A 12,233-nucleotide genomic window follows, 5' to 3' on the forward strand; every position below is an offset into this window, starting at 1 on the left:
GACGCCCGCCAGTTTGGCGGGCGTTCTCTTTTTGCGGTGGAGACTCGCCTACACTGCAACCCAAGCCAGAAAAACGTCGCGATTTGTGCTATCATGCTCCCATTCTTTTAAAGGAGCATTTGATATGAAATTCGTGATGTCCAATCGACGAGCCGGTAAGTTTCGCGAACAGGAAAAAATGGCTTCGCGCGATGCATTGAGCGCAGCTCTGGCCTTACCATCAAGCACAACACATATGCTGTCTGATCTGGCTCCGCCTGATGATCTGGCGCGCCGCAGCGTCGTCATGGAGGGCACAGAAGGCGAAATGCAGGCCCTTGCGGCCACCAGCACAGACGATGTCATTGTCGAGCCTCTGATCATGCACGAGCGCGTCGGAGGCGCTCGCAGCCTGTTTGCAGGCACCAATGTGCCAGTCATCGACCTGTCCCATACCGCCGGATCCGGGCTTTTGTTCGAAATCGAGGTACGCGGTGGTGGCAGGGGACTGCCTTTTGCCAGTGTCACACTTTTCCTGCGCGCCCTTGGTGGTGATGTCGCGCGCGTTGAAGGCATGACTGACGCAAGCGGTATCGCAGTTTTTGACGTCGTCCCTTCGATGCAACCGCTCGCATATATCGTCAGCCCATATGATGGTTTCTGGTCACGACAGGTCATGGTTGGAGGTCCAAAGACGACGGTGGTTTGCGACAAGCTGCCGGGCAATCGCAGAATCGACTGGTGGCATCGGGCTCTAGGGGTAAACTCATTTGAGGCCGATGCGGGAGATGGAATCGCCGTTGGTGTCATCGATACCGGGTTCGGCCCTCACCCCCATCTTATAGGTACCGATCACGGGGCCTTCATCGACAATCAGCACGATCCGGTCGCTGGGGCAGATGTCGACATTCATGGCTCGCATGTTGCCGGCAGCATTGGAGGGCGGCCCGGGGGCCAGATGGTACAGGCCGGTGTTGCGCCGGGTGTTGATCTGCACTCCGCGCGCGTATTCCCGCCCGGTTCTGGGGCTTCGAACGTCGATATCGCCAACGCGATTGACCATCTGAGCAAGGCTGGAGCAGACCTGATCAACATGAGCCTCGGTTCTCCGGTAAAATCCGAACTGGTAGAGGATGCGGTTCAGGACGCAGCGGAACGAGGAACGCTGTGCCTGTGTGCAGCCGCCAATGACGGTGGTCCACCGGTCAAATTCCCGGCCGCCTTGTTGGAAACCGTCGCAATCTCAGCCGCGGGGAAAATCGGGACAGCTCCGGATACCTCGACCTCGGGAAATCAACTGCCGCAGGAACCATGGAAATTCGGGCTGGATGGGTTCTTTCTGGCACGATTCTCGAATTTCGGCCCCGAGATTGATGCAATTGCTCCCGGCGTCGGCATCATCGCTACGGTTCCCGAGCGCCACGGCATTGTCGCCCCGTATTCCGCGCTGGATGGTACTTCGATGGCGACACCTGTTGTTTGCGCGACGCTTGCCCGGGTTCTGGCAAAGGATGCCGCATATCTGTCGTTGCCCCGGAACATTCACCGCTCGAACATGGCGCGACATATCCTGACGCAAATCTGTGTTACTATCGGCCTCGCACCTGAGTTTCAGGGGCACGGAATGCCGCGCGATTGATCGGATTTATATGCAGGAGCGGGAATGACGGACTATGTGATGGCCATACGCCGCGAGCGGCGCGGCTCGGAACCTGCAGACCTGACACAGCAGATCACCAATGTACCTGGGGTCGTGAATGTGACGCCGGGACCATCTGGCCGGATTGTGATTTCGGCAAGCCCGGCAGGCATCGCCGAAGTGAAGAACCGGTTTGGTGAACTGTGCCGGATCGAACCGATCATCCTGCACGACCTGTCAAAAAAAGGTCGGTAGATACGAAAAAGGCCGATCCCAAAAGGATCGGCCCCTCTTTTTATCCCGTAAGAACGCGCGCGCTGCGTTCAGCGGGAACCAAAGAACCAGTTCCAGAACTGCCTGATGGCTTTGCCGCGCTCGGCATGCGCGCGCAGAATTGCGCGGTGCGCAGCTGGGTTTGTGGTCATCTCGATCATTGCACTTCCCCTTTTGTAAAGGTGAACTTGACTTGCTCCCAAGATGACTGTTGTTTTTAAAAGGTACAAACGAGAGTTTTCGAGAGTTCAGTTTAGAAATTCTTATCTGTTATGACCGATCGCCTTCCCCCTTTGACTGCCCTGCGCGCGTTCGATGCCGCTGCCCGGCACATGTCCTTTGCCAAAGCAGCGGAGGAGTTGAACGTGACACCCGCCGCCCTGTCCTTTCAGATCAAATCGCTTGAAGAGCATCTGGGCCAACCGCTGTTTCGCCGCCTGAACCGAGCCGTAGAACTGACAGAAGCAGGACGCTCGCTTGCTCCGGGCGCTGCTGAAGGATTTGCAACGTTGCAATCAGCATGGGCCGCGACTCGCAGATTGCAGGACAACACCACGCTGACCATCACCGCGGGACCGGCGTTGACCGCAAAATGGCTGGCGCCTCGCCTGTATGAATTTGCCCGTGCACATCCGGAAATTGACCTGCGGTTCTCTGCCACGCTGCGCAGCATGGATCTGGAGCGGGACGACGTGGATGTCGCGATCCGGTTTGGGTACGGACAGGATGATGGATTGTATTCTGTACCCGTGCGCAAGGAATGGCTGACGCCTGTGATGACGCCCGATTTGGCAGAGCAATTCACGACACCTCAGAGTTTGAAAGACGCGCCCCTGATACACGACGATTCCATCGGGTTCTTAAAGCCTGCGGTCGATTGGCCCGCTTGGTTCAGGGCAGTAGGCGTGAATTTTGTGCCCGAACATGGCGCCCATTTCTCTAACGCCGATCATGCAATTGACGCGGCTGTGGCCGGGCTGGGTGTTGCCCTTGGCCGCCGACCGATGATTATCAAGGATGTGCTGGAGGGGCGCCTGATCGCTCCATTCAAAACCGCCATCGAAACCAATGCCCGTTTTCGGTTTTTGTGCCTGCCCGGCGCTGAAGATCGCCCCCAGATCAAGGCGTTTCGTGATTGGTTTCTGGCAGAAATTGAAAAAACCGCGCATATCTCGGATGGATTCGAAATCATTCCGGTCGAGGATATCCCGCAACATGACTAAGACCCGTGCGACAGCAATTGGATTTGTGGCCGTTCTGCTGTGGGCACTGCTTGCGCTGTTTACAGTTGGCTCCGCTCCGACTCCGCCACTGCTGCTGAATGCGATTTGCTTCAGTATTGGCGGCACGCTGGGAATGATCTGGACATACGCATCGGGCGGACTGAGCCAGTTGCGCGAAATCAATTGGAAAATCTATCTCTTCGGCGCGGTCGGGCTATTCGGATATCACGCATTGTATTTTTCGGCCTTGCGCATGGCCCCTGCGGCCGAGGCGGGGCTGATTGCCTATCTCTGGCCTCTGCTGATCGTCTTGCTGTCGGGTCTGCTGCCAGGAGAGAGCTTGCGCATTGGACATCTGATCGGTGCCTGTCTTGGCTTCTCCGGCGCAGCGCTGATCATAACCGGAGGCGGCAGTGCAGGGTTCCAGCTTGATCACCTGCCAGGATACGCCCTGGCCCTGCTTTGTGCTCTGACATGGTCTGGGTATTCGGTTCTGTCGCGACGTTTGGGCGAGACACCGACCAGCTCGGTCGCTGTTTTCTGTGTCCTGACGGCAATCGCGTCATGGATGCTGCATTTCGCACTGGAAGAAACCATTTGGCCGGAAACGCCAATCGCATGGGCGTCGACACTGGCACTTGGGCTCGGGCCTGTTGGTCTTGCCTTTTATGTCTGGGATATCGGGGTCAAGCGTGGCGACATTCAGATGCTTGGAACCAGCTCATACGCGGCACCGCTTCTGTCTACGCTTGTTCTGGTTTTGGCCGGGATCGCCATGCCGTCTTGGTCATTGGCGATCGCGGCGCTGCTTATCACTGGCGGTGCCATCATTGCGGCACGCGCCAGCTTCCATTCTTAAGTAGAAAGGCGTTCGATCTCTTCTTTTAGCCTGAGCTTCTGTTTTTTTAGCTGAGCTATGTGGAGATCGTCAATGCCGGGCGAGCGCTGGGCTTGTTCTACTTCGAGACTGAGGTGTTCGTGCTTCTTCTTCAGTTCGGTCAGATGTGCGCTCACGCTCATGGCGATCCTCCTTCTCTCGTGTAAGTGTCACGTAAGAAGTTGATCACATCGTTTCCACCCTGTCACGCTGCAGACGCACAGAATCTGTTACAAATCCGACAATTTCGGCTGGTCATTGCCTATCGCGCGGCTGGCCAGGGCAATTCAGCCCCTTCGCGCAGGATTTTCATCACTTCGGGCGTGTAACTTTCACCATCGCGAATATGTCTTTCACCGACGTGCAAAACCAATGGTGCGTGAAGTTTGAAATCAGCCCGACCACCCTTGCGCGTGCGCAGTATCAACAGCTCGGCTGCCCTGCCAATCCGTGGGGCAAGAGGCAGGATTTCGACCGATCCCAGCAGCCCCGAACAAGCCGACAACATGTCCGGTAGTCGTTCGACACGCTGGATCATGTGCAGATAACCGCGCGGGGTAAGACGTCGTGCGGCCACTTCGAACCAATGGGACAATGGTGTTTGTTCACCCAGTGCGATTTGGCGACCGCTATCGGTGGCAGGGCTGTGCGCTCCGGGGCGATAATACGGTGGATTGGCGATAACGTGATCGAACTGCCGCTGCCTGAGTTCAGTGGGCAAAGCGGACAGATCCGCCTGAACAACTTCAAAATTTGCACCGTTTTCTACAGCGTTTTTGCGCGCCAGCTCAGCGTATTCAGCCTGCAATTCAACTCCTGACAGGTGAAGTCCCGGAACGCGCGCAGCAAGGCATAGCGCCGCAGCCCCCGCCCCGCAGCCCAGCTCGAGTACAGACTGGCCGGATGTTGCCGGAACAGATGCCGCCAGAAAAACCGGATCTACACCAGCTCGGTACCCGTCAACGGGCTGCCAAAGCCGGACACGGCCGCCCAGAAAATCGTTACAGGTCAGTTCGTTGTCAGCAAACCCACTCATCTGCCCAGTGGGATCTCATTATCACGCATCACCCGCTCGGCCCGATCAAGATCATCCGCCCGAACCATCAGCCGTCGCGGAAAAATTCCAATGCCACCTTCGAGGATGCTCATATTTACGTCCATCTGAAAGCAGTCTATATCCTCGCCCTCAAGGAGAGCGGATGCAAAGGCCAGAATGGTGGGATCGGTGCTGCGCAGAAGTTCTTTCATGGGGATGGATGTAAGGGCAAGGCGGGACGGAAGTCGAGCCTTGTATCAGGAGTGTGATGAATATCAGCACGATCTCGAAACCGCATGAGCGACTGGCGGACATTCTGGCACCGGAAATGGAGGCCGTGAATGAACTGATCCGGACGCGCATGGCGTCGGAACATGCACCACGTATCCCCGAAGTGACGGCCCATCTGGTCGAAGCCGGTGGCAAACGCCTGCGCCCGATGCTGACCCTCGCTGCGGCACGGCTGTTTGGCTATCCGGGGGATCACCACGTGCGTCTCGCAGCCACGGTCGAATTCATTCATACAGCTACGTTGCTGCATGACGACGTTGTGGATGAAAGCGCCCAGCGTCGCGGACGCCCCACAGCGAACCTGCTTTGGGACAATAAATCCAGTGTTCTGGTAGGTGACTACCTGTTTTCCCGCAGTTTCCAACTGATGGTTGAAACCGGTTCGCTGCGCGTGCTGGACATCCTTGCAAATGCTTCCGCGACGATCGCAGAAGGCGAAGTTCTGCAAATGACTGCCGCCACCGATCTGCGCACGGATGAAAGCGTGTACCTGCAGGTGGTTCGCGGCAAAACCGCCGCACTGTTTTCCGCAGCCACCGAAGTTGGGGGCGTGATTGCAGGCGCAACCGAAGAACAAGTCAAAGCCCTGTTCGACTACGGCGATGCCTTGGGTATCGCATTTCAAATTGCAGACGATCTGCTGGATTATCAGGGCGATAGCAAGGCGACCGGTAAGAATGTCGGTGACGATTTCCGCGAGCGCAAGCTGACTCTGCCGGTGATCAAGGCAGTCGCTCAGGCAACGCCGGAAGAGCGCGCCTTTTGGGAGCGCACAATCGAGAAAGGCCGTCAGGAAGACGCCGATCTGGATCACGCCCTGAGCCTGATGAACAAATACAGCACGCTGGATGAAACGCGCTCTGACGCATATGGCTGGGCCGCCAAGGCAAAGACCGCGCTGGATGTGCTGCCCGATCATGAAATACGCAATCTGTTGCGTGATCTGGCCGACTACGTGGTCTCGCGCCTCAACTAAGCTGCGTGGCGCGGCACCACCAGTTGGGAAAGGTCGCGCCAATTTCATAAGCTGCGAAATGGGCTGCTTTCATCGACGGATAGAGCGCAAAGCAGGTCGATCCCGATCCAGACATCCGCGCGAGCAGGACGTTGCGGGTTGCGCGCAATTCATCAAGCGTCCGTTCGATTTCAGGCGCCAACGCCTTGGCAGGCGCTTCCAGATCATTGCGTTGTTCATCCAGCCACTCCGCCCACTCTTCGGAAGTTTCAAGCGCAGGAATATTTTCTGGCATTGGCGGGTTGTGCCGTGATGCGAGCGCTTTGAATATCGGTCCCGTCGGCACCTCCACACCCGGATTAACCAGCAGCGCTGCCAGTGGTGGCAGAACAATCGGGGTTATCTTTTCACCAATGCCCCGCATTCGTGAGGCCTGGCCTGCCACACAAACGGGAACGTCTGCCCCCAGGGACAACGCCGCATCGGGTGAGGCATCAAACCCCTGCTCGGACAGCACCTTCAGCGTAGCCGCAGCATCCGATGAACCGCCGCCTATCCCAGCACCATGCGGAAGAACCTTGTTGAGGCTGATATGTCCTGACCATCCTGCAGCCTCGGCCGCTTGCCATACGAGATTGCGGCTATCCGTTGGAACGCCCTTGGCAAACTCGCCCGCCACATCCATCGACAGGTTGGGCGCAGTCGCGAATTTCAGATCATCACCGACATCCGCAAAGGCAACCAGCGAATCCAGCAAGTGATAGCCATCCGTGCGCTGGCCGGTCACATGCAGGGTCAGGTTGATCTTGGCAGGCGCAAAAGCCTTAATTGCCATTGGCGACCTTCAATGGTTCAGCACCTTCCTCGGAAAGCACCAGATCCAGGCCCACATCCAGCTTGCGACGGATACGTTCCGGATCTGCTTCGCCATCGGTATCCTCGGGGTCGATGAACGACAGCGCTCGCTTCCACTGGAACTCAGCCTCACGTTCCCTGCCTACAGCCCAGTACACATCGCCCAAATGATCATTCACGACCGGATCAACCGGCATCAACTCGACGGCGCGTTCCATATGATCAACGGCCTCATCGTAGCGGCCAAGGCGGAAAAGGACCCAGCCAAGGCTGTCAACGATATAGCCGCTGTCAGGGCGCGCTGCGACGGCGCGTTCGATCATGTCCAGCGCCTCATCCAGTTTCTCGCGGCGTTCTACCAATGAGTATCCAAGGTAGTTGAGGACCTGAGGTTGATCCGGGTTCAACTCCAGCGCCCGCCGGAAATCGGCCTCGGCATTTTCCCAGTTTTTCAGGCGCTCGTGCGAAATTCCGCGGGCATAATGCAGGAACCAATTCCCACCCGAGTCTGTTTCGGTCAGCTCGATGGCTGTGTTGTAGGATTTGATCGCGGCCTCGTAATTCTCCTGCTGGCGCTCAAGGTCCGCAAGCGCAACATGGACGCTGGGCAGACCCGGTTGGCGGGCAGCCAGATTCTGCAGCACTTCGACGGCGGCATCATTTTTACCCGAACGGCCCAGAACTTCGGCACGGCCAAGTTCAGCAGCGTGGTAATCCGTACTGTCCGCCGGAACCGAACGATACGCAGCCACGGCCAGATCATACTGTTTCAGCGCATCCAGCAATTCCGCGCTTAGCAATATTGCATCTATGTGATCGGGCCGCAGGAACGCAGCGATACGTGCATAAAGCAGGACATAATCGGGGGCAGCTTCTGTATTCAGCGCGGCGCCAACCGAGAAAAAGACCTCGGCCATGCCATCCTGCGCAGAACCCACATGGGTGAATGGCAGCGTTTCCCCCGCTTTCAAACGGTTCACATAGCCATCAATGGACGGATCGTTTCCGGCTGCGAATACCTCGTCCAGAAACTGCAACGCGTCTTCGTTGCGGTCGAGTTGCGATAGCACCTCGACCCGTGCCAGCACAGCGCGACGCGAGAAACGGGATACGGCACCACCATTTGCCTGGAAAACCTCTTCGGCCCCTTCGAAATCACCAACCGAAGCCAGCGCCATCGCCTTGTGATACAAAGCAAAGTCCCGCAACCCTTCCTGAGTTGCGACTTCGTCAAACTGCTCCATCGCCTTGGTCATTTCGCCCTGACCGATATAGGTCCAGGCAATCATCAGCCCGTCAACTAATGGTCCTACGCCCTGTGTTTCGGGGTCGCGGGCGAGAAACTCATCCAGTTTTCCTTCGGACACCAGGCTGGCTGAAATGACCATTTTCGCGGCCTGGCTGGCCAGATCGCTTTCTTCCATCCTTTGCGCGATGGGCAATGCGCCCTCAACCTCGCCCAGCGCAAGACGGGCAACGAGAACGCTCTCAAGCAGCTGTTCATTTTGTGGATCGAATTTCAGCGCCTGCGCATAGTATTTCTCAGCGGCAGTATAATCGCTTTCGTAAACGGCCTGGCGCCCAGCCAGATAAGACCCCGAACCGGTATCTGAGAAAGCCGGCAACGCGAATGTCGAGGTAATAAGCACGGTCAGAGCCGCGCGACGAACCAGGGAAACCACCAAAATCCTGCCTTATTGTCATTGACTGACCGTAAAGCTAGGGCTTTGGCCTGAAAGAGGCAATGGCAGAGCCTTCACGACCCTGCCAGTGCCCGTGTTTTTGCCTACATGTTCGGATAGTTCGGACCGTCACCACCCTGCGGCGTCGTCCAGGTGATATTCTGGCTCGGATCCTTGATGTCGCAGGTTTTGCAGTGGACGCAGTTCTGGAAGTTGATGACGAATCGCGGACCGTCTTCATCTTCGACCATTTCATATACGCCAGCCGGGCAATAGCGCTGCGCCGGTTCATCGAACTTGGGCAGGTTGACCTTTACCGGAATTTCCGGGTCGGTCAGCTTCAGGTGACAGGGCTGGCTTTCCTCGTGGTTGGTCATCGCGAAGGACACGTTGGTCAAGCGGTCAAAGGACAGCGTGCCATCGGGTTTCGGATAGTCGATCGGCTTGTGCTTGCTGGCCTCTTCGGTCGCCTCGGCATCGTTCTTGCCGTGGCCCAGCGTACCCAGAAGCGAGAAGCCCAGCGTGTTGGTCCACATGTCCATACCGCCCAGCACCAGCGAAGCGGTCAGGCCATATTTCGACCACAGCGGCTTGACGTTCCGCACCTTCTTCAGGTCCGCGCCGATAGCACCATCGCGAACATCAGCCTCATAGGCGGTCAGTTCATCACCCGAACGCTCGGCCTTGATGGCATCATACGCAGCCTCGGCCGCAGCTTTACCCGACAACATGGCGTTGTGGTTACCCTTGATGCGAGGCACGTTGACCATACCCGCAGAACAACCCAGCAGCGCCACACCCGGAGCCACCAGTTTTGGCATCGACTGATATCCACCTTCGGTGATCGCGCGGGCGCCGTAAGCGACGCGCTTGCCGCCTTTCAGCAGCTCGGCCACCATCGGGTGGTGCTTGAAGCGCTGGAATTCCATGTAGGGGTACAGGTGCGGGTTCTTGTAGTTTAGGTGAACCACGAAACCGACATAGACCTGATTGTTTTCAAGGTGATAGATAAACGATCCGCCACCTGCGTTGCTGCCCAGGGGCCAGCCCATGGTGTGCGTGACCGAACCTTCCTTGTGCTTGGCCGGGTCGATCTCCCAGATCTCTTTCATGCCAACGCCGTATTTCTGCGGCTCTTTGCCAGCAGACAGGTCATATTTGGCGATGACTTCTTTGGACAGCGAGCCGCGGACACCTTCCGACAGGAAGACATATTTGCCGTGCAGCTCCATGCCCGGCTCGGTGTTTGGTCCATAGGACCCATCGGGTTCCAGGCCAAAGACACCAGCAACAACGCCTTTGACTTCGCCATTGTCGCCGTAAACCAGTTCAGAACACGCCATACCAGGGAAGATCTCTACGCCTAGCTCTTCGGCCTGTTCAGCCATCCAACGGCAGACATTGCCCATCGACACGATGTAGTTGCCGTGGTTGTTCATCAGCGGCGGCATCGGGAAGTTGGGGATGCGGATCTTGCCCGCCTCACCCAGCATGTAGAAATTGTCTTCGTGCACAGGCACGTTCAGCGGTGCACCTTTCTCTTTCCAATCCGGGATCAGGGCGTCCAGACCGCAAGGATCAAGAACCGCACCGGACAGGATATGCGCACCTACTTCGGAACCCTTTTCAAGCACCACGACGTTCAGGTCAGCGTCCAGCTGTTTCAGACGGATGGCGGCCGACAGACCCGCAGGGCCTGCACCCACGATCACCACGTCATATTCCATCGCTTCGCGTTCAATTTCGGCCATCGCGGGCTCCTTAGCTAACTTTTCCGAATTGGCGCTCTCATTGCATGGTTCGCGCAATTTTGTTTCACGGCTGATTACCCGTTGTGAAAGACCTTGGTCAATCAAAACACGGCGTAACATCGCTGCAATGCGGCAGTTCACCCCTCTGGAGCGTCACCCATGAGGTATCTGGGACCGCTACCATGCGATTTTGCCCTGTCATCGGGGTTGTAAAGGGCACATTTCGGCAAACTCAGGCACCCACACCCGATACACCCGTCCAAATTATCCCGCAGTCGGATCAAGGTATCGATTCGCTGGTCCAGATGAGAACGCAGGTCCTTGCTAATTTCCTTCCAATCCTTGGGGGTCGGCGTACGGTTCCCCGGCAGACCGGACAATACCTCTCGGATTTCAGGCAGGGTCAGTCCGAATTGCTGGGCGATCATGACAAAACTCAACCGCCGGATATCTGCCCTCTGATAACGTCGTTGTCCGCCCGGGTTTCGCCAGGGCGAGATCAAACCCTGTGCTTCGTAGTACCGGATCGCGGAAACTGCCAATCCGGTTCTGCGTGCCAATGCGCCTATCGACAACCCATCTGATACGGCCATCTGAATCTCCAAATAATACCTTGACCTAAAGTTAGGTTTAGAAATTACGGTGAGTCGGGACAAGCCAAATCTGAAAAGGAGATCCCATGATGGCAACTTTGGAACATACCAACTTCACCGTTCGCGACCCCAAAGCCTCGGCTGAATGGATGCACAAGGTGTTTGACTGGAAAACCCGCTGGGAAGGCCCTGCAATTGCTGGTGGGTACACCGTGCATGTGGGCAGCGCCCATACTTACCTTGCGCTCTACGCACCCGGCAATCCAAAGCCCTCGGGCGAAAGCAGCTATGACATAGTCGGCGGGCTGAACCATGTCGGTGTTCTGGTCGAAGATATCGACGCCACCGAGGCAAAGGTACGCGAGGCGGGCTTTGAGCCCCACAATCACGCCGACTACGAGCCCGGGAAAAGGTTCTACTTCGAAGATGATAATGGCATCGAATTTGAAGTTATCAGCTACGACTAGGCCGTATTCCGCGCGTTGGTGAGCATAGCCCTCTTGCAATCCCCGCCCTGATTGGTTCAGGTAATGGCTAACCCCATCTGTCGCCCCGACGCTTTAGTGCGGCGGGGCGACTCAATTTCTGCGTGGACGACAAGAGAATGGAAAAAATTCCAATGACGCCTGCGGGCAACGCCGCGCTCGAGGCGGAACTGAAAAACCTCAAATCCGTCGAGCGCCCGGCGATCATCGAAGCCATCGCTTCGGCGCGTGAGCTTGGCGATCTGAAAGAAAATGCCGAGTATCACTCGGCCCGGGAAAAGCAGGGCTTTATCGAAGGCCGCATCAAAGAGCTGGAAGGCATTTTGTCTCTGGCCGATGTCATCGACCCCAAAAAACTGGCAGGCGCCATCAAATTCGGTGCCAAGGTCACTCTGGTGGACGAAGACACCGATGAAGAAAAAACCTGGCAGATCGTTGGTGAGTACGAAGCCAACATCGAAAACGGTCTGCTGAACATCAAATCCCCCATCGCCCGTGCCCTGATCGGCAAGGACGAAGGTGACAGTGTAGAGGTTCGCACTCCCGGTGGTGTGCGGTCCTATGAGATTCTGAGTATCCAGTACTCCTGACCGG

The 12,233-nt window shown here is 56.9% G+C and carries 14 protein-coding genes; 7 read left to right on the forward strand and 7 right to left on the reverse strand.

Annotated features, from left to right (window positions below):
- Positions 1–124: 124 nt before the first annotated feature.
- The 4 genes from ACR0IO_RS10635 to yddG all read left to right on the forward strand — a co-directional run bounded on the left by ACR0IO_RS10635 (position 125) and on the right by yddG (position 3,973).
- Positions 125–1,618 (forward strand): S8 family peptidase, encoded by a 1,494-nt coding sequence (locus ACR0IO_RS10635; RefSeq protein ID WP_480741500.1) that lies wholly within the window; start codon positions 125–127, stop codon positions 1,616–1,618.
- Between the two features lie 24 nt (positions 1,619–1,642).
- Positions 1,643–1,873 carry a hypothetical protein gene (locus ACR0IO_RS10640; protein WP_155149787.1) on the forward strand — a complete coding sequence of 77 codons (231 nt, stop codon included), beginning with the start codon at positions 1,643–1,645 and terminating at the stop codon, positions 1,871–1,873.
- Between the two features lie 290 nt (positions 1,874–2,163).
- On the forward strand, positions 2,164–3,114 hold the full coding sequence (locus tag ACR0IO_RS10645; protein ID WP_480741503.1) for a transcriptional regulator GcvA: 951 nt from the start codon (positions 2,164–2,166) through the stop codon (positions 3,112–3,114).
- Positions 3,107–3,973 (forward strand): aromatic amino acid exporter YddG, encoded by an 867-nt coding sequence (yddG, locus tag ACR0IO_RS10650; protein ID WP_480741506.1) that lies wholly within the window; start codon positions 3,107–3,109, stop codon positions 3,971–3,973. The genes ACR0IO_RS10645 and yddG overlap by 8 nt, the downstream gene beginning before the upstream one ends.
- On the opposite strand, the gene ACR0IO_RS10655 is transcribed toward yddG, so the two are convergent.
- The 3 genes from ACR0IO_RS10655 to ACR0IO_RS10665 form a co-directional block, all read right to left on the reverse strand.
- Entirely contained in the window at positions 3,970–4,134 is a 165-nt protein-coding gene (locus ACR0IO_RS10655) for a YdcH family protein (RefSeq protein WP_155149761.1), read from the reverse strand. The genes yddG and ACR0IO_RS10655 overlap by 4 nt on opposite strands.
- A gap of 119 nt (positions 4,135–4,253) precedes the next feature.
- On the reverse strand, positions 4,254–5,027 hold the full coding sequence (locus ACR0IO_RS10660) for a tRNA1(Val) (adenine(37)-N6)-methyltransferase (protein WP_480741509.1): 774 nt from the start codon (positions 5,025–5,027) through the stop codon (positions 4,254–4,256).
- Positions 5,024–5,239: a putative signal transducing protein gene (locus ACR0IO_RS10665; protein ID WP_155149757.1), complete on the reverse strand. Its 216-nt coding sequence runs from the start codon at positions 5,237–5,239 to the stop codon at positions 5,024–5,026. Before ACR0IO_RS10665 ends, ACR0IO_RS10660 begins: the two co-directional genes overlap by 4 nt.
- Before the next feature lie 56 nt (positions 5,240–5,295).
- Between ACR0IO_RS10665 and ACR0IO_RS10670 the strand changes: the two genes are divergently transcribed.
- Positions 5,296–6,294, forward strand: coding sequence for a polyprenyl synthetase family protein (locus ACR0IO_RS10670; RefSeq protein ID WP_480741512.1), 999 nt, complete (start codon positions 5,296–5,298; stop codon positions 6,292–6,294).
- Here the strand turns inward: ACR0IO_RS10670 and ACR0IO_RS10675 are convergent.
- The 4 genes from ACR0IO_RS10675 to soxR all read right to left on the reverse strand — a co-directional run bounded on the left by ACR0IO_RS10675 (position 6,287) and on the right by soxR (position 11,154).
- Positions 6,287–7,108: a 4-(cytidine 5'-diphospho)-2-C-methyl-D-erythritol kinase gene (locus ACR0IO_RS10675; protein ID WP_480741513.1), complete on the reverse strand. Its 822-nt coding sequence runs from the start codon at positions 7,106–7,108 to the stop codon at positions 6,287–6,289. The genes ACR0IO_RS10670 and ACR0IO_RS10675 overlap by 8 nt on opposite strands.
- Positions 7,098–8,810, reverse strand: a complete 1,713-nt coding sequence (locus ACR0IO_RS10680) for a tetratricopeptide repeat protein (RefSeq protein ID WP_480741514.1) — start codon at positions 8,808–8,810, stop codon at positions 7,098–7,100. The genes ACR0IO_RS10675 and ACR0IO_RS10680 overlap by 11 nt, the downstream gene beginning before the upstream one ends.
- Positions 8,811–8,914: 104 nt before the next feature.
- On the reverse strand, positions 8,915–10,561 hold the full coding sequence (locus ACR0IO_RS10685; protein WP_170332440.1) for an electron transfer flavoprotein-ubiquinone oxidoreductase: 1,647 nt from the start codon (positions 10,559–10,561) through the stop codon (positions 8,915–8,917).
- 137 nt (positions 10,562–10,698) lie between these two features.
- The gene (gene soxR, locus ACR0IO_RS10690; RefSeq protein WP_480741515.1) at positions 10,699–11,154 is read right to left on the reverse strand and encodes a redox-sensitive transcriptional activator SoxR; all 456 of its coding nucleotides are present in this window, start codon (positions 11,152–11,154) and stop codon (positions 10,699–10,701) included.
- 86 nt (positions 11,155–11,240) lie between these two features.
- On the opposite strand from soxR, the gene ACR0IO_RS10695 reads away from it, so the two are divergent.
- Together ACR0IO_RS10695 and greA are read left to right on the forward strand one after the other, a co-directional pair.
- Positions 11,241–11,621: a VOC family protein gene (locus ACR0IO_RS10695; protein ID WP_170332442.1), complete on the forward strand. Its 381-nt coding sequence runs from the start codon at positions 11,241–11,243 to the stop codon at positions 11,619–11,621.
- Between the two features lie 137 nt (positions 11,622–11,758).
- Positions 11,759–12,229 carry a transcription elongation factor GreA gene (gene greA, locus ACR0IO_RS10700; RefSeq protein WP_155149743.1) on the forward strand — a complete coding sequence of 157 codons (471 nt, stop codon included), beginning with the start codon at positions 11,759–11,761 and terminating at the stop codon, positions 12,227–12,229.
- The last annotated feature ends 4 nt before the right edge of the window (positions 12,230–12,233 follow it).

This window comes from Ruegeria sp. CE12 (genome assembly GCF_056537525.1).